This is a genomic window from Pseudomonas sp. GM60, assembly GCF_000282415.1.
GTDB classification, from domain to species: domain Bacteria; phylum Pseudomonadota; class Gammaproteobacteria; order Pseudomonadales; family Pseudomonadaceae; genus Aquipseudomonas; species Aquipseudomonas migulae.
Window position 1 is genome coordinate 25,026 of sequence record NZ_AKJI01000065.1, and the last position, 20,974, is coordinate 45,999.

Consider the following 20,974-nt stretch of genomic DNA (forward strand, 5'->3'; position numbering starts at 1 on the left):
TGATGGCCGCGAGGAAATTGACAGCGGCGAAAGGGGATAGAGTTTACGGGTAAAGCGACACCAAACCTACTGCAGGAACTGGCCGCCACAACCTCAAGGGCCCCTTCGCCGGCAAGCCTGGCTCCTACAGGGATTCGCGCCGCCCCCAGGCCTTGTAGGAACGAGGCTTGCCCGCGAAGGCGGCCTTGAGCGCGACGCGGAACTCGGGATCGCTTCGCCGGCAAGCCGGCTCCTACAGGATTGGGGTTACTTCGGGTAGAGCGGTGGCAGGCCGCTGTCGCCGACCGGGTCTTGAACCCGCTCGGCAATCGGGATCGCCTTGATCGCACGCCACAGTTCTTCACCCTGCCAATGCTGGCCGGTTTCGCTGTACAACGCCCCGTTCAAACCATCCAGCGCGTCCGACAACGGCACGAATCGCGCCGCCATGTCGGCCAGGGTTTCCGGTTGTTGCCGGGCCCAGGCGTCGAGGGCCTGGCGGGTGGCGTGGGAGTCGTTGGCCTGACAGGCGCGCTTGAGGTCGTCGAGCACGGTACGTGGGCTCGGGCCGGTCTGGGCGGCGCGCAGGATCGCCGGTTGCCAGCGGGCACGCCACCAGAGGCCGAAACCCAGCAGGGTGGTGCAGGCGAGAATGACGGTGCTGAGTTTCCACCACCAGAGCGCTTCATTGTCGGCAGGGGAAATGACCAGCGGCGTACCGGCCGGGGTATCAACCATCAAGCCCGGGTTGTTGGCCACTTGCAGCGTCCGCGCCGGCAGGCTGCTGTGTTCCAGATGATCTTCGAAGGTGTTCCACCAGACCACATCCACAGCCGGTAACTCGACGTTCCCTCGCTGGACAGGCACCAGCGCCTCACGGTCCTCGCGGCTGCCGATCAGGCCGCGCTCGCTATTCTGGTTGACCAGCACCGGCTGATCAGGATAGCGCCGCAAGCCGTTGACGTCGGTGGCCGGCAATGGCGGCAGTTGTGAACTGGCCAAACCTTCGGCTTCCAAAATCAGGCTGCGAGTCAGCGAGTCACCCACTTGCGTGTGATCCGGTTCCGGATTCCAGCTCTCGCTCAGGGTCAGGCTGCGGGCCGGCAGCCAAGGTACGTCAGCCGGGTAAGTGGCAGGTTTCGGCTTGACGGTCAGTGGCAGTTCGACCGAGCTGACACGCATCAATTTGCCGGATTTCGGCACCTGGGACTCGACGTCCTTGGCCGGCTGCGCGTCCACCAGCGTAGCGCTGAAGATCTGCGCCGGAATGGTCAACTGGCCGCTGTGTTGCGGGTAGATCGCGTAGCGCAATTCGATCACGCCATGGCGCAGGCCGTTGATGTCTTTTTCGTAAGTGCGCGACTCGCCCAACTGCTCGATGCGCGCATCGGGAATCTGCAACGGAGTCAGGCTGCTGTCGTCATACAGCGACACGGAATGGTAGATGCGCAAGGTCAGGATCGCCTGGGCCTGCACGTACACGCTGTTTTGATCGAGGCTGGCGTCGATGAATACCGGGGCCAGTTTTTGTGTGCTGTCCTGGGTTTCGCTCTCGACCACTTGCAGGGTGATCGGCTGGCTCTGCACATCGCCCAGTTGCAGCGACGGAATCACCACGCTGCCGTTCTGGCGAGGCAGCAGGGTGATGATCCAGCGGGTGGTGGCGCCGTTGCCGCCGTTAAGGGTCGTCAACTGGTTGACCTGACGGGTGCCGCGCACTTCAAACAGCGGTTCCAGCGCCGTCAGGTCAGGCTTGCCGAACTGGGTGACATCGTTGGACTCCAGGGTCAGCTCGACCGTTTCGCCGGAGTTCAGGCGACTGCGGTCGACACTGGCGACCAGTTGCGCAGCCTGGGCCTGAACGGTCCAGATAAACAGTGCAAGCATGAAAGCGGTGAAGCGGGTCATCGGGTTTTTTCCTGATCCTGATGTTGCTGCTGTTCGTACCAGAATTTGCGCCTGAGCAATTCGCCCGGGTCGTCCGGGATCTTGCGCAGCCATTGTTCCAGCGCCTGGCGCTGTTCGCCATCGATGGTATCGCTGGCAGGACGCAGCGGCGGGGTGGTGCTTTGTTCATCGCCCAACTCGCTGCCGGGCACCTCATTGGTGCCGGGGCGCGCCGGTGTCGTATCCGACTGCTCTGCATCGGGTGCCGTGGTCTGGGCATCGGACTTCGGTTCGCCACTGTTCGACTGTTGGGTGGCTGCGCCCGGCGGTGGCTCCTGCGGGGTCCCGGTCTCGTCGCCTTCGGTTTTGTCCGGTTCAACGGGTGCCGGCGTGTTTTTCTGCTTGATCAAGCTTTCCACCAAGGCCTTGTTGGTCTGCGCCGGGCGCAGATCCGGTTGCCGCTCCAGTGCCTGATCGTAAGCATCCAGCGCTGCTTCCAACTCACCGCCTTTGGCCAGGGCGTTGCCACGATTGTAGTGGGCGTGGGCATCATTGCCTTCGGCGAACCGCTGGGCGGCGCCACTGTAGTCGCCGGCCTCGTAGAGCGCCACGCCTTGCCATTGCCGATCCTGGAAATGTTGCGCGGCCTCGGCCGGACGCTTCTTTTTCAACAGATGCAGGCCTTGCTGGTCAGGGCGTAACCACAAGTCTTCGAAGTCGAAGGCATAGCTCGGCTGCGGCAACAGGAACAGCAGCGGCAGGCAGAGCAACCAGCCGCGTCGACCGGCGCAGGCCGCCAGCAGCAACAGCGGCAACAACAGCCAATAACCCTGATCGGCCCAGCTATCGAGACGCAGGGTCTGGCCGTCATTGCGCAAGTTGCGCGGGCCATCGAGCAAGCCGAGGGCGCGCAGGTCGGCATCGTCCAGGCGCGCGTGGCGATAGCGGCCATCGAGGCCGTTGACGAACGCTTTCAGGTTCGGCTCGTCGAGGTGCGGCACCAGAATCGCGCCCTGATCATCCTTGAGGAAACTGCCATCTTCCTGAGTGATCGGTGCGCCTTCGGCGGTGCCGATGCCGAGCATCAAAAACCGGGTCGACTTGCCGTCGAGCGCCTGTTGAATGCCTTCGCGTTCCAGTTCGGTCAGGGACGAACCGATCAGCAGAATCCGGCCGTCACCCAGCGCGGCCTGATTCAGCAGCGCAAGGGCCTTGGTCACCGCGAGATCGGCGCGATGGCCGGTCTGGGGCATCAACGACGGTTTGAGCGCCTCCAGCAGATTGCGGCTGGTAGACAGGTCATCCGACAGCGGCACCAACGTGTGTGCGCTGCCGGCGTAGACGACGATGGCGGTCTGGGCGTCGCTGCGGTTTTGCAGCAGGTCGAACAGCTTGCGCCGGGCCTGTTCCAGCCGGTTTGGCGTCACGTCTGTGGCGAGCATCTCCGGGGTCAGCTCAAGGATCACCACCAGCGGGTCGGCCGGTTTCTGACTGGCTTGCTCGACGCGCTCCCAGCTAGGCCCCAACAGCGCCAGAATCGTCAGCAGCCACGCCACACCGAGGGCGACCCACGGCAATTTGCTGTCGCGACCGTTGCCGCCACTGAGCAGCGCGGAATGAAAGGCCGGCGGCAGAATCATCTGCCAGCGCCCGACGCGCTTCTGTCGATGCCAGAGTTGCCAGAGCAACCAGCCGAGCAGCGGCAACAGCAGCAGCCACCAGGGGCGGAACCAGTAAGGCCACAGTGCACTCATCGGCGCCTCCGCAGGCGCAGGCGCTTGAGTCGCTGGCGCCAGTCAGGCAGTTGCGTTTGCAAGAACAGATCCTTGGTAAACAGGCGCTGCAACGGGTTATCCGGCCAGCGTTCGCGCGCCACCAGCAATAGGCTCAACAGCAGCGCCATCGCCAACGGCCAGTGATACAACGCCTGCGCCGGGCGGGCCTGGGTCGGTTGCTGGGTCACGGGTTCCAGTTGATCGAGGGTTTCCTTGATCGTTTGCAATTCCTTGCCGTTGCGAGCGCGGAAATACTGGCCGCCCGTGGCGGCGGCGATGGCCTTCAGCGCAGGCTCGTCGAGGTCCAGGCTCGGGTTGATGCCGAGGAATCCTGCGGTGCCGCTTTGCTCGGGATCGGCGCCGATGCCGATCGGGTAGATTTTCACGCCTTCCTTGGCCGCCAGCCGCGCTGCGGTCAACGGGTCGATTTCGCCGCCGTTGTTAGCACCATCGGTGACCAGAATCAGCACACGGCTTTGTGCCGGACGCAGGCGCAGGCGTTTGAGCGCGAGACCGATGGCGTCGCCGATGGCGGTGTTTTTGCCGGCGATGCCGATGCGCGCTTCGTCGAGCCAGACCCGCACGGTGCGCCGGTCAAAGGTCAGCGGTGCTTGCAGGTACGCTCTGCTGCCGAACAGGATCAGGCCGACACGGTCGCCTTCGCGTCGCTCGAGAAAATCACCGAGCAAATGTTGCACCAGCGTAAGGCGGCTGACCTCATCGTCCTGCCACTGCATGTCAGGGAAATCCATGGAGCCGGAAACGTCCACCGCCACCAGCAGATCACGGCCACTGGCGGCAATCGGCAACGGTTCGCCGAGCCATTGCGGGCGCGCTGCGGCGATCAGCAAAAACAGCCACAGCAGGATGAACGGCGCTTGTTGCCGCCAGGCTGGCAAGTTGGCCCGGGCACGGCGTCGGGCGAGGCCTTCGAGGTCACTGAGGAAACTGACTTTTAGCGCCGGTTCGCCGCTGTCGGCCACCGGCAACACGATGCGCATCAACCACGGCAGCGGCAGCAAGGCGAAGATCCACGGCCAGGCGAACTCAAACATGTTTGCGAATCCACGTGTCGACGGCTTGGGTCAGGCCGGCGATGGCCTTGTCGTCGAGTTTGCATTCGGGTTTGTAGGCGCCTTCGACCAGTACCATCCAGCGCGTCAGCCCGGCTGCCGGGCAACGGTTGTCGAGAAACGCCAGCCATTTGCGCCCGTTGAGGGTGTGGCTCTGGCTGTAGGGGTAATGGTTGCGGCACAGGCGTTTGAGCAAGCCATTGAGTTGCTGGAGCCAGGCACCGGCCGGTGCGCCGTCGTAGGGCTTGGGCATCAGCGCCAGTTCGGCCAGTGCGGCGATGCGCACCGGGTCCAGCGGTTGTTCGGCGCGCACGATGGGGCGCTTGTTCGGCAGGAAACGCCGCGCCTTCCACAGGCCGAATCCGATCAGCGGCAGTAACAACAGCAAAAACCACCAGCCCGGTGCCGGTGGCCAAAAGCCAATCGGCGGCGGGGAAATCAGCGGTTGCAGTTGATCGAGGCTGCTCATCGATATTTCCCCGGTTTTTGCGGGTTCAGGTACTCGCGCAGTTGTTCGACCATCTCGCTCTGGGTGCTCAGGGGCATCAACAACACCCGCAGTTTTTGCGCGAGCAATTCCCAATGGGCGATGCGTGCTTCGGCCTGGGCGCGGTAGGTCTGGCGCAGGTCGAAATTCAGCGTGTCGAGTTCCAGTTGCGCGCCGCGTTCGGCAAAGCGCAAAAGGCCCGCAGCGGGCAGGGCGTGGTCCAGTGGGTCGGACAGTGGCAGCAACAACAGGTCGCAATGGCGCGACAGCAGGCTCAGTTGCTGCTCGGAGCCCTCAGTCAGCGCGCGCTCGTCGCAGATCACGATCACCAGGCTGCCGGGGCGCAGCACCTCCCGGGCACGACGCAGGGCCAGGTTGAGGGAATCGCGGTTCTGCTCGCTTTCGGTGTGCAACGATTGATTGACACGCACCAGCCGGTTGAGAAATTGCAGCAGGCTTTGTTTGCTGCGCCGGGGCTTGATTTCGTAGTGTTCGTTATCGCCGAACACCAGCCCGCCGACTCGATCGTTATGGCCGAGCGCGGCCCAGCCGATCAGGCTGGCGGCCTGGGCGGCGAGCACCGATTTGAACATCAGCCCCGAACCGAAAAACAGCCGTCGGCTCTGTTCGACCATGATGAAAATCGGCCGCTCGCGTTCTTCGTGGAACAGCTTGGTGTGCGGTTCCTGGGTTCGGGCGGTGACGCGCCAGTCGATGCTGCGTACGTCGTCGCCGGCCTGATAGACCCGCACCTGATCGAAGTCGACGCCACGGCCACGCAGCTTGGAGTGGTGCAGGCCGATCAGTGGGCTGCGCTGGCTCGGCGTGGAAAACAGCTGCACTTCACGCACACGATGGCGCATCTCGATCAGCTCGGCGAGGCTGACGCGGATGCCCGGCTCGGGCGGCAGAATGGCGTTCATCGGGGTCAAGCGACGGCTACGACGTCGAGAATCCGCTGGACCACCCGGTCCTGGTCGATGCCAGCGGCTTCGGCTTCAAAGGACAGAATGATGCGGTGACGCAAGACGTCGAACAGCACTGCTTGAATGTCTTCCGGGCTGACGAAGTCGCGACCGGCCAGCCAGGCGTGGGCGCGGGCACAGCGGTCGAGGGCAATCGAACCGCGCGGGCTGGCACCGTAGGCGATCCACTCGGCCATCTCCGGGTCGAACTTGGCCGGCGTGCGCGTGGCCATGACCAGTTGCACCAGGTATTCCTCCACGGCGTCGGCCATGTACAGACCGAGGATTTCCTTGCGGGCGGCGAAAATGGCCTGCTGGCTGACCCGGCGCTCGGGTTTGGTTTCACCGTTCAAGGCTTCACCACGGGCCTGTTGCAGGATGCGGCGCTCGACGGTGGCGTCCGGGAAGCCGATTTTCACGTGCATCAGGAAGCGGTCCAGCTGCGCTTCGGGCAGTGGGTAAGTGCCTTCCTGCTCGATCGGGTTTTGCGTGGCCATCACCAGGAACAGCGGCGACAGCTCGTAGGTGCTGCGCCCGACACTGACCTGACGCTCGCCCATGGCTTCAAGCAAAGCCGACTGAACCTTGGCCGGAGCACGGTTGATTTCGTCCGCCAATACCAGGTTATGGAAGATCGGGCCTTGCTGGAACACGAAGCTGCCGGTTTCCGGGCGATAGATTTCCGTGCCGGTGATGTCGGCAGGCAACAGGTCAGGGGTGAACTGGATGCGATGGAACTGGGCTTCGATGCCTTCGGCGAGTTCTTTGATGGCCTTGGTCTTGGCCAGGCCGGGAGCACCCTCGACCAGCATGTGGCCGTCGGCAAGCAGGGCGATGAGCAAGCGCTCGATGAGTTTTTCCTGGCCGAGAATCTGCGTTGAAAGAAAGGTTCGCAGCGCGAGCAGCGCTTCACGATGTTCCATCGATGACTGTTCCTGGAAAGGGTGACCGAAGACGTTCGAATAACGCCAGGGCTGGGGGCGTTACTTTAATCTATCGCGGGGGGCGGCGACTAACGGCATTTTGTGCAAATGTGCGCAGGGTCGGGATATCGATATTGTTTTGGGGATTTTGCGTCCTTGCGGACGCCATCGCCGGCAAGCCGGCTCCTACAGTTGATCTGCGTTCGACACGAATCCTTGTAGGAGCTAGCTTGCCGGCGATGGCGGTCTGTCAGGCAATCTGGCTTATGTAAGTGCCGGTACCCTTGAGAATGTTCTGCAACGTTTCTTCCACCTCCGCCAAATCACCCGCATCCGTGCTGTGCGTAATCTCCAGCGAATCATCCCCATTCAACGCATCCGCATCCGCCGCCGCGATTTCGATCAGCAAGCGAGTAGGGCTCAGCGTCACTTTCACGCCGTCCAGCGTTGAAGGCTCGCCATCAAGGGTGATCTCCAGCTCGTCCTCGTCCGGGTAGCGGCTCATCAGGAACATTTCACCCTGATCGCTGTGGCAGGCGAGCATGGCCATGTTGTCTTCTTCCTCGTCGCACGGGTTGACGATCAAGAGGGAGGTGGTCATTTGCATTTGAGCAGTCCTGGCGCTGGGCGCGGTGTTGGCAGGCAAAGGGGGATTTTGCCAGTGTTGGCGGTTTTTTGCTGGGTCGCGTTTGGGAGCCCTATCAGTTCTGCTAGTGGCTATCAGTTGCCTAAGCCATCGATAATTCCGGGCTCCTGGAGGGTTTAACGATGATCGGCAAACTGGATCGGTTTTTCATCCACTATAAATACGATGCACTGGATCGAATGACCAGCCACAGACAGCCGGCTCGCTGCGAGCGCCAACGCTTTTATTGCGAAAATCGCCTGACTACCGAGATCCAGGGTGAGGAGCACCAATCAGGCGTGCAGCACGGCGACCAACTGCTGGCGCAACAGCAGCAAAAAGAGGGTCGGTTTGAAAGCACGCTGTTGGCCGCGGACCTGCAACGCTCTGTGCTTTATACCCTCGATACAAAAAATCCACGCTCCTCGGCCTACGCTCCCTACGGTCATCATTCTTTTGGTAGCGGTTTACCGGGCTTCAACGGTCAGCTACCGGACCCCGTGACGGGGCACTATTTGTTGGGTAACGGCTATCGAGCGTTTAACCCTATTCTGATGCGATTTAACAGCCCAGATAGTTTTAGTCCATTTGGAGTGGGCGGGTTGAATGTTTATGCGTACTGTCTGGGAGATCCGATTAATAGGAGTGATCCTACGGGGCATCTTGCTTCTTCATTAAGTCAGTTTTTGAAGAAGGCTCCCGCAGTGGTCGCCTCATATGAACTCGGGATAAAACTTAAGCCTGTATCGAATGTGACAAGGCTCTCTGAAGGTGTTTTTACATTTGAAGATGTTTACAAGGGCGGTTCCAGGCTTACCTTTGATGCCCATGGTTTTCCAGGGGGCGTGAAGGGTGATTTTACTGGTTTGGATTTGCTAAAGCTTGCTAAGCGCAACGGGGTTGATGTCTCAAAATTTGAGAGTATAAGAATTGCGGCGTGTCATTCGGCGGATATTGAAAAAAATTCATTTGGCATAGAAGATATTTCATTTGCTGAAAGTATTAATCGGCTTGCGAAACGCCCGGTTAAAGCTTATTCAGGGAGGATTCAAACGATCAATACGGGTAAGGTTTTCGAAAACCTGAAAATTGGCGAAGTTTATGAGGGGTTTTACTATTTTGGGATCGCAAAAAAAGACAGTTCACTGAAGCGGTATGGTGTGCAGTATCGGCCCGTTGTGTTTGATAAGATTAAGCGTCCGGTTAGACGTGTTGGAGCATAGTTGAAAAAGCGCTTGATAGCAGTAAACGCCCCCTATACTGATTTATTGGAGCTCAGGCCATGTTACATAAACAAACCACTCAAATCCGTTATCAATACGATGCACTGGATCGGCTTGCCCGCCATTGTCGGCAGGGTAGTGTCGATCGACAGCGCTTCTACTGTGAAAGTCGATTGGTCTCAGAAATTGGGGGCGGCGAACAGGTTTCAATCGTCCAGCACGGAGATCATTTGCTTGCGCAGCAACGGCGCGACAGCGACGGACTCGACAATACGTTGCTGGCCATGGATCAGCAGCGTTCTGTACTCAATACCCTACTGGTAAACCATCAACGACCCATCGCCTACTCACCCTATGGATATCACCACTGTGAAAGTGGGTTGACCAGCTTGCCACGTTTCAATGGTCAACGAACGGAATCAGTGACGGGGCATTACTTATTGGGTAATGGGTATAGAGCGTTTAATCCGTTGCTGATGCGATTTAATAGTCCGGACAAATTGAGTCCGTTTGGTGAGGGTGGGTTGAATACCTATTCTTATTGTCAGGGCGATCCAGTGAATCGGGTAGACCCGTCAGGAGGTGTTGGCTCTTTTGTGAATTCTGGTGGTCGGCGGATGTTTGTTTCGCACAAAGAAGTATCAGTAACATGGTTTGGAGAAAGCGGTCGACTGATAAAAGATACTTATCATGGTATGCCGAGACTTACGATAAAGGGGCATGGGGGCGTATTGGTTATTACCATTCAGGCAAGTTTTCGATTGACTCACCATTGAGCTTAAAGCATCGAGTTGAAAAGCTAGGTGTGAAATTTGAAGACTATAAAAATATACGTCTCGTGATGTGTTTTAGTGCTGATGTTCCTTCGTTCATCAGTCCCCGATCTGTTTCTTTTGCTCAAGAATTTTCTGATGTTACAGGGCTGCCTGTAAAAGCTTACTCAGGAATAGTCTGGAGCTTGGATCTACCTATGTCCTCCGGTTATGTCGACGTTCCTGCGCGGTTTGGAGTTTTGAAGGAAGGCAAACCTTATATTCCAGAATATTTTCAGCCTCGAGGTAAAGATAACAATGTGGCATCGGCAAGTGAGATCAGGAACCCCGTCAAGAAAGCCTGATTTTACTCGTGATGACTAGCTGTTAGTCGAGGAGGCAGACATATTCAGGGGCGCGCCTGCAACTCTGAGGAATTTCTGCTCAAGTGACGGTCAGAAGATGTGTCGTGAACAATCAGGGTGTAGCTGGTCATTTCTGGCACGAACGTACCCGAAATCCGAGCACAAAACGCCCAATTTCCTACACGGCTGCTAGTGTTATCCGATGCGCTGCGTACCGATGACCGAATATGTCGCAGCACCGCAAGCACAGGCCTTGCCGCACTGGTTAAGCTGCGCATCGAATGGATACCTGTAAAGACATTGTGCAATTGATCGCAGAGTCGTTTTTGCAGATGCCCATTCATGGAAGGTGAATGTGACCCGAGTGTCTCGTCCAGCTTCACCCACCTGTCACCCTGTTTCCTCTGCCCGAGAATCAGGAACCGGGTGACGGATCGCCCCGAAAGGGGTTTTGCACGCGACGCTTCCATCAATAACAAGCCCAAGCGGAGTACCACAGATGGCGTTCTTCACCGCAGCCAGCAAAGCCGACTTCCAGCACCAACTGCAAGCGGCACTGGCGCAGCACATCAGTGAACAGGCACTGCCACAAGTGGCGCTGTTCGCTGAACAATTCTTCGGCATCATTTCCCTTGACGAGCTGACCCAGCGTCGGCTGTCCGACCTCGCCGGCTGCACCCTTTCTGCGTGGCGCCTGCTTGAGCGCTTCGATCACGCGCAACCGCAGGTTCGCGTCTTCAACCCTGATTACGAACGCCACGGCTGGCAGTCGACTCACACCGCGGTCGAAGTGCTGCACCACGACCTGCCTTTCCTGGTGGACTCGGTGCGCACCGAGCTGAACCGTCGCGGCTACAGCATTCATACCCTGCAAACCACTGTGCTGAGCGTGCGTCGCGGCAGCAAAGGCGAGTTGCTGGAGATCCTGCCTAAAGGCACCCAGGGCGAAGGGATCCTGCAAGAATCCCTGATGTACCTGGAAATCGACCGTTGCGCGAACACCGCAGAACTGAATGTCCTGGGCAAAGAGCTGGAACAGGTTCTCGGTGAAGTCCGCGTCGCGGTCGCCGATTTCGAGCCGATGAAAGCCAAGGTCCAGGAAATCCTGACCGGCCTCGACAACAGCAAATTTGCGGTCGACGGCGAAGAAAAAGCTGAAATCAAAAGTTTCCTGGAATGGCTGGTGGGCAACCACTTCACCTTCCTCGGCTACGAAGAGTTCGTGGTTCAGGATGAAGCCGATGGCGGCCACATCGTTTACGACCAGAATTCCTTCCTCGGCCTGACCAAACTGCTGCGCACCGGCCTGACCTACGATGACCTGCGCATCGAAGACTACGCCGTGAACTACCTGCGCGAACCGACCCTGCTGTCGTTCGCCAAGGCTGCGCACCCAAGCCGTGTACACCGTCCGGCTTACCCGGACTACGTGTCGATCCGCGAGATCGACGCCGACGGCAAGGTCATCAAGGAATGCCGTTTCATGGGCCTGTACACCTCGTCGGTGTATGGCGAGAGCGTGCGGGTCATTCCGTACATCCGCCGCAAGGTCGAAGAGATCGAACGCCGTTCCGGCTTCCAGGCCAAGGCTCACCTGGGCAAGGAACTGGCGCAGGTGGTCGAAGTGCTGCCGCGTGATGACCTGTTCCAGACCCCGGTCGACGAGCTGTTCAGCACCGTGATGTCGATCGTGCAGATCCAGGAGCGCAACAAGATTCGCGTGTTCCTGCGCAAAGACCCGTACGGCCGTTTCTGCTACTGCCTGGCCTACGTGCCGCGTGACATCTACTCCACCGAAGTGCGCCAGAAGATCCAGCAAGTGCTGATGGATCGCCTGAAAGCCTCGGACTGCGAGTTCTGGACCTTCTTCTCCGAGTCCGTACTGGCCCGCGTGCAACTGATTCTGCGCGTCGATCCGAAGAACCGTCTGGACATCGACCCGCTGCAACTGGAAAACGAAGTGATCCAGGCCTGCCGCAGCTGGCAGGACGACTACGCCAGCCTGGTGGTGGAAAGCTTCGGCGAAGCCCACGGCACCAACGTGCTGGCGGACTTCCCGAAAGGCTTCCCGGCCGGTTACCGCGAGCGTTTCGCTGCGCATTCGGCTGTGGTCGACATGCAGCACCTGCTGAGCCTGAACGAAAAAAATCCATTGGTGATGAGCTTCTATCAGCCGCTGGGTCAGGTCTCCGGCCAGCGCGAGCTGCACTGCAAGCTGTATCACGCCGACACCCCGCTGGCCCTGTCCGACGTGTTGCCGATTCTGGAAAACCTCGGCCTGCGTGTGCTGGGTGAGTTCCCGTATCGCCTGCGTCACAACAATGGCCGCGAGTTCTGGATTCACGATTTCGCGTTCACCGCCGCCGAAGGCCTGGAACTCGACATCCAGCAACTCAACGACACCTTGCAGGACGCCTTCGTCCACATCGTGCGTGGCGATGCCGAGAACGATGCGTTCAACCGTCTGGTACTGACCGCCGGCCTGCCATGGCGCGATGTTGCGCTGCTGCGTGCCTACGCACGCTACATGAAGCAGATTCGCCTGGGCTTCGACCTCGGCTACATCGCCAGCACCCTGAACAACCACACCGACATCGCTCGCGAGTTGACCCGGTTGTTCAAGACCCGTTTCTACCTGGCGCGCAAGCTGGCCACCGATGATCTGGAAGACAAGCAGCAACGTCTGGAACACGCGATTCTGGCAGCACTGGACGACGTCCAGGTGTTGAACGAAGACCGCATCCTGCGTCGCTACCTCGACCTGATCAAAGCGACCCTGCGGACCAACTTCTACCAGACCGATGCCCACGGTCAGAACAAGTCCTACTTCAGCTTCAAGTTCAACCCGCACCAGATCCCAGAGCTGCCGAAGCCGGTTCCGAAGTTCGAAATCTTCGTCTACTCGCCTCGCGTCGAAGGCGTGCACCTGCGCTTCGGCAACGTGGCTCGCGGCGGTCTGCGCTGGTCTGACCGTGAAGAAGACTTCCGTACCGAAGTCCTGGGCCTGGTAAAAGCCCAGCAAGTGAAGAACTCGGTCATCGTGCCCGTCGGCGCGAAGGGCGGCTTCCTGCCGCGTCGCCTGCCACTGGGCGGCAGCCGTGACGAGATCGCGGCCGAGGGCATCGCCTGCTACCGCATCTTCATTTCGGGCCTGTTGGACATCACCGACAACCTGAAAGACGGCGCACTGGTACCGCCGGCCAACGTCGTGCGTCATGACGACGATGACCCGTACCTGGTGGTCGCTGCGGACAAGGGCACTGCAACCTTCTCCGACATCGCCAACGGCATCGCCATCGACTACGGTTTCTGGCTGGGTGACGCGTTCGCCTCCGGTGGTTCTGCCGGTTACGACCACAAGAAAATGGGCATCACTGCCAAAGGCGCGTGGGTTGGCGTACAACGTCACTTCCGCGAACGCGGCATCAATGTCCAGGAAGACAGCATCACCGTGGTTGGCGTCGGCGACATGGCCGGTGACGTGTTCGGTAACGGCTTGCTGATGTCCGACAAGCTGCAACTGGTCGCAGCGTTCAACCACCTGCACATCTTCATCGACCCGAACCCAGAGCCTGCGAACAGCTTCGCCGAGCGTCAGCGCTTGTTCGATCTGCCGCGTTCGGCATGGTCGGATTACGACACCAGCATCATGTCGGAAGGCGGCGGGATCTTCTCGCGCAGCGCGAAAAGCATCGCGATTTCCCCGCAGATGAAAGAGCGCTTCGACATTCAGGCCGACAAGCTGACCCCGACCGAACTGCTGAATGCCTTGCTCAAGGCACCGGTAGACCTGTTGTGGAACGGCGGTATCGGTACTTACGTCAAAGCCAGCAGCGAAAGCCACGCCGATGTCGGCGACAAGGCCAACGATGCGCTGCGCGTGAACGGCAACGAACTGCGCTGCAAAGTCGTGGGCGAGGGCGGTAACCTCGGTATGACCCAATTGGGTCGTGTCGAATTCGGCCTCAATGGCGGCGGTTCCAACACCGACTTCATCGACAACGCCGGTGGCGTGGATTGCTCCGACCACGAAGTGAACATCAAGATCCTGCTGAACGAAGTGGTTCACGCCGGTGACATGACCGACAAGCAACGTAACCAGTTGTTGGCGAGCATGACCGACGAAGTCGGCAGCCTGGTGCTGGGCAACAACTACAAGCAGACTCAGGCCCTGTCCCTGGCGGCCCGCCGTGCCTTCGTGCGGATTGCCGAATACAAGCGCCTGATGAACGATCTGGAAGGCCGTGGCAAGCTGGATCGCGCCATCGAGTTCCTGCCGTCGGAAGACGCGATCAACGAACGCCTCGCGGAAGGCCACGGCCTGACCCGTGCCGAGCTGTCGGTGCTGATCTCCTACAGCAAGATCGACCTCAAGGCGCAGTTGCTCGACTCCCGTGTACCGGACGACGACTACCTGACCCGCGACATGGAAACCGCTTTCCCGCCAACACTGGTGAGCAAGTTCTCCGAGGCCATGCGTCGTCACCGTCTGAAGCGCGAGATCGTCAGCACCCAGATCGCCAACGATCTGGTGAACCACATGGGCATCACCTTCGTTCAGCGACTCAAAGAGTCGACCGGCATGAGCCCGGCGAACGTGGCCGGTGCGTACGTGATCGTGCGTGACATCTTCCACCTCCCGCACTGGTTCCGTCAGATCGAAGCCCTGGATTACCAGGTTTCCGCTGACGTACAACTGGAGCTGATGGACGAGCTGATGCGTCTGGGCCGTCGCGCTACGCGCTGGTTCCTGCGTGCCCGCCGCAACGAGCAGAACGCTGCCCGTGACGTTGCGCACTTCGGTCCGCACCTGAAGGAGCTGGGTCTCAAGCTCGACGAACTGCTGAGCGGCGAGATCCACGAAAACTGGCAGTCCCGTTATCAGGCGTACGTCGAAGCCGGTGTGCCGGAGTTGCTGGCGCGCATGGTGGCTGGTACTTCGCACCTGTACACGCTGCTGCCGATCATCGAGGCCTCCGACGTGACCGGCCAGAACCCTGCGGACGTGGCCAAGGCCTACTTCGCCGTGGGCAGCGCGCTGGACGTCACCTGGTACCTGCAACAGATCAGCGCTCTGCCGGTTGAAAACAACTGGCAGGCCCTGGCCCGTGAAGCGTTCCGCGATGACGTCGACTGGCAGCAACGTGCGATCACCATCTCTGTCCTGCAACAGGGCGGCGGCACTCAGGATGTGGAAACACGCCTGGCGCTGTGGATGGAAGAGAACGAAGGCATGATCGAACGCTGGCGCGCCATGCTGGTGGAAATCCGTGCAGCGAGCGGTACTGACTACGCGATGTATGCGGTAGCCAACCGTGAGTTGCTGGACCTGGCGTTGAGCGGGCAAGCGGTGGTGCCTGCCGCTGCTGTCACCGCCAGTGCCGAGCTGGAACCGGCGGCCTGATCAGTCGCTGAATGAAAAAGCCCCGCATTGAGAGATGCGGGGCTTTTTTTTGTCTGGAGGATTGTGGTGTCCGGGCGGGCCTCATCGCCAGCAAGCCGGCTCCTACAGGTTTTGTGTCGATCACTGGGGCTGCGAACGACATAAAATCTGTAGGAGTCGGCTTGCTGGCGATGGGCCATCTGCCTCAATACAACTTCCAGCCAGCTTTATTATCAATCATCGACACTTTATCTGTCGGCCCGGTCAATAAATTACTGAGCGACTGGTCAAACTTCTGCAATGCCCGAACTTGTACATTCTGCTGTTCATTAATATCCGCCACGATCTCTTCGCTGCGTTTATAGTCCGCCCACACCGGGCTCAATGCTTTGGCGTCATGCCCTTGTGCAGTCCCGATGTAATTGAAGTTGGCATCATAAAAGTCTGCACTTACATCGGCCTTGATGTCCGAACTGCGCGAGGTGATCAATTGGCTGCGGGTGTCGATAATCGCGACCACGTCCGGTTTCGCCGCCCTGAGGCTTTGCATGTCCGGGTACACCGTGACCGAGCCGAACTGGCGTTGCAACGAGGCCTTGACCCAATCCACCGCCAGGTCGGGTTTGGAGGTGGCGACATAGGCATCATGAATCGGTTGCACCAGCAGGCTCTGGCCGAAACCGGTGCCGGCATTGGCCTGATAGTCCTGCAGGTAGGCGCGGTTGGTCTGGGTGTTGCGGCTGTAGACGATGCCCAGCGAGACCTGACCGCCGCTGGCGACATGGGTGGCGCTGCTGCGGCCGACGGGTGCGCTGAAAATACCGTCGAGTGAAGAAACTGCCGTCGGTGCAGTGGGAATTGAGCAGCCGGTTAAAACAGCGGCAAACGACAAGGTGCTGACAAGTGCAAGTTTCATGGGTGTTTCTCCAGTGAAACAACTTGAGTCGGAAGTTAAAGTTGCCGGTGTCGGCAGTGACTTCAGACTAAACCTGTGGCGGCTGAATGAAATAGCCAATTCATGAACTTGTCAGGTGACCAATAGTATTGTTTGGTTTAAAAGTTGTCGGCTAATTGCGTCGGGCAATAAAAAGGCCCGAACTTTCGATTCGGGCCTGTTTATTTATGGCTGTACGTTCAGCTATCAGTTTTCCAATGGGATCAACACTTTCTCGTCGGGGGACAACACCATGAACACCAGGAGTTTGGCCGGCTTGGTTGCGCTGGCATTTTTCGAGACCAGATGCTCCGAACCGGCGGCTTCATACCAGTACTCGCCAGCCTTGTAGGTTTTCGGTTGCTCGCCTTTCACCTGGGAAGTGATCGAGCCCGAAATCACATACGCCATCGCGGTGCCTTCGTGCTTGTGGGCGATGGAGGACTGGCCCGGCTTGTAGTCGACTTCGATCATCAGCGCTTTTTTGCCCGGGACGTTCTTCAGTACTTCATCTTGCAGAATCGTGACTTTTTCCGAAGGGTCGTGGGCGAATGCCGAGGCAGAAACGCTCAGGGCGAGGACGGCAAGCGGGGTGGCCAATAAACGCAAAACTTTCATGATTCATCACCTGCGGGGGGTTAGTTGTCGCAAACAACGTTAGTCCGCCAGTGACCGCAATCAAACAGCCAATTCAGCAGAAGGTCAGGGGACCAATCCGGATTTACGCAAGGCGATGCAAAACCTGTAGGAGCCGTCTTGCCGGCGATTGCATCACCGCAGTGCATCAGGCGAACCGCGGTGAATGGATCGCCTGTAGGAGCCGGCTTGCCGGCGATCGCATCACCGCAGTGCATCAGGCACACCGAGGTGAATGGATCGCCTGTAGGAGCCAGCTTGCTGGCGATAGCATCACCGCGGTGCATCAGGTACACCGCGGTGATGCTATCGCCAGCAAGCTGGCTCCTACAGGGGGGTGTTTAACGGATCGGGAAGCTGTTGAAGTCCACGGCGTTCGCCAATTGGCAATCGATCAGGTCGATGAAACCTTGCGCCTGTGGGGTGTTGAAATGCGATTGCATGGCCGCTTCCGATTGCCAGCGGGCGCTGACGTTCCAGCGGTTGCTGTCCTCGGGGCAGCGGTCGACCATATAGGATTCGCAGCCCGATTGTTCACGCAGGGTTTCGACAATCTTTTGCAGTTGCTTACCCAGTTCGTCCGAGCGGCCGGCTACGGCCTGCACCTTTACGGTGTTGATCACTTCGTTGGACATTGCTCACACTCCTGAATCAGGCCGGACGAATCCTGCTCATTGAGGGATAACGCTTACGAGGATAGGCCTGCACTTGCGGACCGCCAATAGCCAATTGCCGGATAAAAACCCAGACCAATCGCTCAGGCGATTTGCTGAAAAATGTCGCGCAAGCGGTCCAGCGCGGTGTCGATGTCCAGGGTTTCAATGGCGCCAAACCCCATGAGAAGCCCGGCCTGTGGGGCCCGCTGGTAGTAAAAGGTATCGATGGAATACAGCCCGACTTCGACCTTTTTCGCCAGTTCAATCAGCAATGGCATATCGATAGGCACTTTGCACATAAGCACCATGTGGAAACCCGCCGTGCTCGGGATCGCTTCGAGCCAGGGTGACAGGTCACCTGCGATGCGCGTGAGGATGCGTTCGCGACGCCCGGCGTAGATGGTGTGGCAGCGCCGGATGTGCTTGAGCAGGCAGCCTTCGGCAATGAATTTGGCCAGCGCCCATTGGGGCAGGGTGGAGGTGTGCAGGTCGGTGAGTTGCTTGGCGCGGATCACCGCTTCGAGAATCGCCGGCGGCAAAATCGCGTAGCCGAGGCGCAGTTCCGGCAACAGGGTTTTCGAAAAGGTCCCGACGTAGGCGACGATCCCGCGCTCATCCATGCTTTGCAGCGAGTCGGTGGGCCGGCCTTCGTAGCGGAATTCGCTGTCGTAATCGTCCTCGATGATGATCGCGCCCAACTCGTAGGCGCGCTCCAGCAGCGCCACGCGACGTGCCTGGCTCATCGGCATGCCGAGCGGAAACTGGTGGGACGGCGTGACATAAATCAGCCGGGTGCCGAGGGGGATTTTGTCGACCTGGATGCCGTCTGCGTCGACCGGTACGCCGATCACCGTGGCGCCGTGGCTGCCGAACAGCAGGCGCGCGGGCGGGTAACCGGGGTCTTCCATGGCGACGATGCTGCCGGGGCGCGTGATTACGCGGGAGATCAGGTCCAGCGCTTGTTGCGCACCGTTGCACACCACCACGTCTTCGTCCTGGCAATTCACCCCACGGGAAAACGCGATGTGCCGGGCGATCGTATTGCGCAGCGCCGGCAGGCCTTCAGGCAAGCTGTAGAAGCCTTTGGAACCGGACATCTGACGCAGCGCGTGGGAGGTGCAGCGCCGCCAATCATCCTGCGGAAACTGGCCCTTGCTGGTGGCGCCACCGATGAAGTCATAACGCAGCGAGCCTTCCAGCGTCGGGTGACGCAAAAACACCGGCAAATTGCGCCACGACTCGATGACCTCGGCACTCGCCAACTGCGAATGGCTTTGCTTGGGCTGCGCTTTGGCCGTCCGGGCATTGACGTAGGTGCCTTTGCCGATCACCCCGGTCAGGAAGTTTTCATAGGTCAGTTGCGCGTACGTGTCGGAAATGGTCTTGCGCGAGATGCCCAGCTGTTCGGCCAGCAGACGGCTGGGCGGCAGTTGCGTCCCGGCTGCCAGACGACCGGATTCGATGGCGCTGCGCAGTTGGTTGTACAACTGGCCTGCCAGGTCCTTGCGGCCGTTGATGACAACATGAAGTTCCATACCGGCGGGGCTCCTGGGCGGTTGAGGCGCGTGTGCGTCGCGCCAGATTACGCGCATGCGCCGCCGTGCAGAAGTTGCGTGGGGGAAAAACCGCGGATTGGTCTGCTCGGAGTGGTCCACCGGTATTTCGCGCAATTGGATCTGTAACACCGGCGCATCAGCGCTTACCGTGAAAACATCTATCAATCCACGAGGCACGCCATGACTTCCCGTCTGGATTACTACAGCGCGTCGCCCAAAGCGATGAAAGCGATGATCGCCATGGAGGCGTTGACCAGCAACCTGAGCATCGAGCCGGCGTTGCTGCACCTGATCAAGATCCGCGCCTCGCAGCTCAATGGCTGCGCCTTCTGCACCGACATGCACTCGGTGGACGCGCGACGCCTCGGCGAGACCGACCGGCGTCTGTATTCGATTGTGGTCTGGCGCGACAGCGGCTTTTTCAACCCGCGCGAGCGCGCGGCGCTGGCCTGGACCGAAGCGGTCACCTTGCTCTCGCAAAGCCATGTGCCGGACGACGTCTACGCCCAGGCCCGGGAACAGTTCAGCGAGAGCGAGATGGTCGACCTGACCATCGCCGTCACCACCATCAACAGCTGGAATCGCCTGGCGGTGAGTTTCCGCCAGTCCCCCAGCGCGTGATGACGCTGTCACATCAGGTTCATGAGCGTTGCGCAGGATGAGGTTTTCAAAGGACAGATCGACAGGGAGTCATTGATGTCATTCATGGAAACCGCCGGGCGCCAAAGCCCTGCCGAATACCGCTCGCCGGTAGACACATCGTCATCCATACATGCGCAGGCCGCCGCGCTTGATCCGCAACTGGCGCAAGCGTTCATGGTCAGTGCCCGCTGCGGCTGTTACATGCAGGCGTCGCGCAGTCTCAACATCAAGGCGACGTTGCTGCGCAAGCAGTTGGCGCAACTCGAAGCGCAACTGCAGTGCCCGCTGTTCAGCCATGGCGACAATGGTGTCGCCCTCAGTCGTGAAGGCTTGCAGCTTCAGGCGCAGCTGATTGCCTTGGCCCATGATCGCGACTTGCCGGTGATCGAACAGCCCTTGGTGCGCCTGGCCGTCGCCGAATCGATCCTGCATGACATCCTCGGTCGCGACCTGGTGGCCTTGCTGCGCCGCAACGCCAGTGTGCGTCTGGAGATCATTTCCCTCGACAGCGAGCTGGCCCTGCGCGCCGTCAGCGCCGATGTGGTGGTGTGGCTGGCCGGCACTGATTCGCCACTGCCGGGCCCGAGTTTTGCCGTCAGCGAACCCCGGCGCCTGGCGCGGCTCGACTACCTGCCGCACATTGCCAAGCGTTATTCACGCACTGCGTCACGCCCGGACAACCTCGATGACCTCGCTGATTTCTTGCTGGTGCAATGGCAGCCTCATCGTCAGGTCGAAAGTTTTGTGCCGTGGAATGCGCTGGTGGATCAGCGCCTCGCCGGGGTGGTGCAGTTGCATGCCTATGAGCTGATGCTGGAGATGATTCGTTGCAGCGCCTGCATCGGTTTGTTGCCGGGTTACATGAGCCGTTTTGACCGTGGTCTCATCGCGCTGCCAGGGTTGTTTGGCAAGCCGATGCAGCGCCAGGTGTGGATGGCGGTCAATGCGCAGTCGCAGGATGAGGCGCAGGTGCAGATGATCGTCGAGCTGATTCAAAACACCTTCAATGAGCGCCGGGAGTGGTTCGAAGCCTGAGCACTATCAACTGTAGGAGCGAGCTTGCTCGCGATGGTGGGTCAGTCACATCGGTGTCGCGTGATGCACCATCGCGAG

General features: G+C 59.6%; 17 protein-coding genes. 6 read left to right on the forward strand and 11 right to left on the reverse strand.

The window, feature by feature from the left end; all coding sequences use genetic code 11:
- Positions 1-246 precede the first annotated feature (246 nt).
- From PMI32_RS13040 to PMI32_RS13010, 7 genes are all read right to left on the reverse strand, one after another.
- Positions 247-1,887 (reverse strand): BatD family protein, encoded by a 1,641-nt coding sequence (locus PMI32_RS13040; RefSeq protein ID WP_008030115.1) that lies wholly within the window; start codon positions 1,885-1,887, stop codon positions 247-249.
- On the reverse strand, positions 1,884-3,620 hold the full coding sequence (locus PMI32_RS13035) for a VWA domain-containing protein (protein WP_008030117.1): 1,737 nt from the start codon (positions 3,618-3,620) through the stop codon (positions 1,884-1,886). The genes PMI32_RS13040 and PMI32_RS13035 overlap by 4 nt, the downstream gene beginning before the upstream one ends.
- The gene (locus PMI32_RS13030) at positions 3,617-4,696 is read right to left on the reverse strand and encodes a vWA domain-containing protein (RefSeq protein WP_008030119.1); all 1,080 of its coding nucleotides are present in this window, start codon (positions 4,694-4,696) and stop codon (positions 3,617-3,619) included. Before PMI32_RS13030 ends, PMI32_RS13035 begins: the two co-directional genes overlap by 4 nt.
- Entirely contained in the window at positions 4,689-5,183 is a 495-nt protein-coding gene (locus PMI32_RS13025; protein WP_008030120.1) for a DUF4381 domain-containing protein, read from the reverse strand. The genes PMI32_RS13030 and PMI32_RS13025 overlap by 8 nt, the downstream gene beginning before the upstream one ends.
- On the reverse strand, positions 5,180-6,124 hold the full coding sequence (locus PMI32_RS13020; RefSeq protein WP_008030122.1) for a DUF58 domain-containing protein: 945 nt from the start codon (positions 6,122-6,124) through the stop codon (positions 5,180-5,182). Before PMI32_RS13020 ends, PMI32_RS13025 begins: the two co-directional genes overlap by 4 nt.
- Before the next feature lie 5 nt (positions 6,125-6,129).
- The gene (locus PMI32_RS13015) at positions 6,130-7,089 is read right to left on the reverse strand and encodes an AAA family ATPase (RefSeq protein WP_008030123.1); all 960 of its coding nucleotides are present in this window, start codon (positions 7,087-7,089) and stop codon (positions 6,130-6,132) included.
- A gap of 250 nt (positions 7,090-7,339) precedes the next feature.
- The gene (locus PMI32_RS13010) at positions 7,340-7,696 is read right to left on the reverse strand and encodes a hypothetical protein (protein WP_008030124.1); all 357 of its coding nucleotides are present in this window, start codon (positions 7,694-7,696) and stop codon (positions 7,340-7,342) included.
- A 161-nt stretch (positions 7,697-7,857) separates the two neighbouring features.
- Here PMI32_RS13010 and PMI32_RS29375 point away from each other — a divergent pair, with 161 nt between their 5' ends.
- The 4 genes from PMI32_RS29375 (at position 7,858) to PMI32_RS13005 (ending at position 15,458) form a co-directional block, all read left to right on the forward strand.
- Entirely contained in the window at positions 7,858-8,937 is a 1,080-nt protein-coding gene (locus tag PMI32_RS29375) for an RHS repeat-associated core domain-containing protein (RefSeq protein ID WP_008030125.1), read from the forward strand.
- A gap of 59 nt (positions 8,938-8,996) precedes the next feature.
- Positions 8,997-9,713 carry an RHS repeat-associated core domain-containing protein gene (locus PMI32_RS29845; protein ID WP_008030128.1) on the forward strand — a complete coding sequence of 239 codons (717 nt, stop codon included), beginning with the start codon at positions 8,997-8,999 and terminating at the stop codon, positions 9,711-9,713.
- A gap of 29 nt (positions 9,714-9,742) precedes the next feature.
- Positions 9,743-10,054 carry a hypothetical protein gene (locus tag PMI32_RS30295; RefSeq protein ID WP_157214365.1) on the forward strand — a complete coding sequence of 104 codons (312 nt, stop codon included), beginning with the start codon at positions 9,743-9,745 and terminating at the stop codon, positions 10,052-10,054.
- A gap of 499 nt (positions 10,055-10,553) precedes the next feature.
- Positions 10,554-15,458: an NAD-glutamate dehydrogenase gene (locus tag PMI32_RS13005; RefSeq protein ID WP_008030130.1), complete on the forward strand. Its 4,905-nt coding sequence runs from the start codon at positions 10,554-10,556 to the stop codon at positions 15,456-15,458.
- A gap of 184 nt (positions 15,459-15,642) precedes the next feature.
- Here PMI32_RS13005 and PMI32_RS13000 read toward each other — a convergent pair whose 3' ends face one another.
- The 4 genes from PMI32_RS13000 to pdxR form a co-directional block, all read right to left on the reverse strand.
- Entirely contained in the window at positions 15,643-16,353 is a 711-nt protein-coding gene (locus PMI32_RS13000) for a hypothetical protein (RefSeq protein WP_008030131.1), read from the reverse strand.
- Positions 16,354-16,578: 225 nt separating this feature from the next.
- Positions 16,579-16,989, reverse strand: coding sequence for a cupin domain-containing protein (locus tag PMI32_RS12995; RefSeq protein WP_008030133.1), 411 nt, complete (start codon positions 16,987-16,989; stop codon positions 16,579-16,581).
- A 359-nt stretch (positions 16,990-17,348) separates the two neighbouring features.
- A complete protein-coding gene (locus PMI32_RS12990) occupies positions 17,349-17,642 on the reverse strand; it encodes a putative quinol monooxygenase (protein ID WP_008030135.1) in 294 nt (97 codons plus the stop codon).
- 122 nt (positions 17,643-17,764) lie between these two features.
- Positions 17,765-19,198, reverse strand: a complete 1,434-nt coding sequence (gene pdxR, locus PMI32_RS12985) for a MocR-like pyridoxine biosynthesis transcription factor PdxR (RefSeq protein ID WP_008030137.1) — start codon at positions 19,196-19,198, stop codon at positions 17,765-17,767.
- 201 nt (positions 19,199-19,399) lie between these two features.
- Here pdxR and PMI32_RS12980 point away from each other — a divergent pair, with 201 nt between their 5' ends.
- Together PMI32_RS12980 and PMI32_RS12975 are read left to right on the forward strand one after the other, a co-directional pair.
- Entirely contained in the window at positions 19,400-19,840 is a 441-nt protein-coding gene (locus tag PMI32_RS12980; protein ID WP_008030139.1) for a carboxymuconolactone decarboxylase family protein, read from the forward strand.
- Between the two features lie 75 nt (positions 19,841-19,915).
- The gene (locus PMI32_RS12975) at positions 19,916-20,896 is read left to right on the forward strand and encodes a LysR substrate-binding domain-containing protein (protein WP_008030141.1); all 981 of its coding nucleotides are present in this window, start codon (positions 19,916-19,918) and stop codon (positions 20,894-20,896) included.
- The last annotated feature ends 78 nt before the right edge of the window (positions 20,897-20,974 follow it).

Bases quoted from the DNA above. Each gene is read 5' to 3' on its own strand.
- PMI32_RS13010 (WP_008030124.1), bottom strand. From the start codon at position 7,696: ATGCAAATGACCACCTCCCTCTTGATCGTCAACCCGTGCGACGAGGAA.
- PMI32_RS12980 (WP_008030139.1), top strand. From the start codon at position 19,400: ATGACTTCCCGTCTGGATTACTACAGCGCGTCGCCCAAAGCGATGAAA.
- PMI32_RS13020 (WP_008030122.1), bottom strand. From the start codon at position 6,124: ATGAACGCCATTCTGCCGCCCGAGCCGGGCATCCGCGTCAGCCTCGCC.
- PMI32_RS29845 (WP_008030128.1), top strand. From the start codon at position 8,997: ATGTTACATAAACAAACCACTCAAATCCGTTATCAATACGATGCACTG.
- PMI32_RS12975 (WP_008030141.1), top strand. From the start codon at position 19,916: ATGTCATTCATGGAAACCGCCGGGCGCCAAAGCCCTGCCGAATACCGC.
- PMI32_RS13040 (WP_008030115.1), bottom strand. From the start codon at position 1,887: ATGACCCGCTTCACCGCTTTCATGCTTGCACTGTTTATCTGGACCGTT.
- PMI32_RS13015 (WP_008030123.1), bottom strand. From the start codon at position 7,089: ATGGAACATCGTGAAGCGCTGCTCGCGCTGCGAACCTTTCTTTCAACG.
- PMI32_RS12990 (WP_008030135.1), bottom strand. From the start codon at position 17,642: ATGTCCAACGAAGTGATCAACACCGTAAAGGTGCAGGCCGTAGCCGGC.
- PMI32_RS12995 (WP_008030133.1), bottom strand. From the start codon at position 16,989: ATGAAAGTTTTGCGTTTATTGGCCACCCCGCTTGCCGTCCTCGCCCTG.
- PMI32_RS13030 (WP_008030119.1), bottom strand. From the start codon at position 4,696: ATGTTTGAGTTCGCCTGGCCGTGGATCTTCGCCTTGCTGCCGCTGCCG.
- PMI32_RS29375 (WP_008030125.1), top strand. From the start codon at position 7,858: ATGATCGGCAAACTGGATCGGTTTTTCATCCACTATAAATACGATGCA.
- PMI32_RS13005 (WP_008030130.1), top strand. From the start codon at position 10,554: ATGGCGTTCTTCACCGCAGCCAGCAAAGCCGACTTCCAGCACCAACTG.
- PMI32_RS13025 (WP_008030120.1), bottom strand. From the start codon at position 5,183: ATGAGCAGCCTCGATCAACTGCAACCGCTGATTTCCCCGCCGCCGATT.
- PMI32_RS13000 (WP_008030131.1), bottom strand. From the start codon at position 16,353: ATGAAACTTGCACTTGTCAGCACCTTGTCGTTTGCCGCTGTTTTAACC.
- pdxR (WP_008030137.1), bottom strand. From the start codon at position 19,198: ATGGAACTTCATGTTGTCATCAACGGCCGCAAGGACCTGGCAGGCCAG.
- PMI32_RS13035 (WP_008030117.1), bottom strand. From the start codon at position 3,620: ATGAGTGCACTGTGGCCTTACTGGTTCCGCCCCTGGTGGCTGCTGCTG.